1 protein-coding gene is annotated in these 426 nt (G+C 57.5%); it reads left to right on the plus strand.

From position 1 onward, the window contains the following. Positions 1 to 357, plus strand: a 357-nt coding sequence (locus P9230_RS32240; RefSeq protein ID WP_164747216.1) for a hypothetical protein, incomplete at its 5' end; no start/stop codon positions are given. Positions 358 to 426: the final 69 nt, after the last annotated feature.

The following is a 426-nucleotide window of genomic DNA, read 5'->3' on the forward strand; positions in this document are numbered from 1 at the left end:
GAGATAGTTGCGTGTCTGGCAGGTCCTTTTGCAGAATCCGCATTCGAAGGCTATCTGGACCCGCGCGATATGGCGATGAATGCGTCCGATGGGAATGAGGGGAGCAGCGACTACGCGGATGCCAAGCGAATCTATGGTGAGTTGCGGTTCCTGATGCCGCGCCGCCCCCGTTGGAGGCGGATCGAAGATCGCACGGCCCGGCTAGTACTCGATCACTGGTCAGCCATCGAAGCATTGGCCGCGCATTTGCTGGTCAAGCATGATCTCCAATTCGATGAGGCTCTGACGATTGTTGCGCCGCATCTTCCGCCCATGCCAGCAGCTACGCCGCCAGAGCGTCATCCGCAGCCTGCTTGATCAGCCATTCGATGTGATTTGACCACATCTGCAACACCTCGCGCTTCTCCTTGACGTTGCTATAGAGAT

Origin of the sequence: Mesorhizobium sp. WSM4887, from assembly GCF_029625865.1 — a bacterium.
In the GTDB taxonomy this organism is placed as follows: domain Bacteria; phylum Pseudomonadota; class Alphaproteobacteria; order Rhizobiales; family Rhizobiaceae; genus Mesorhizobium.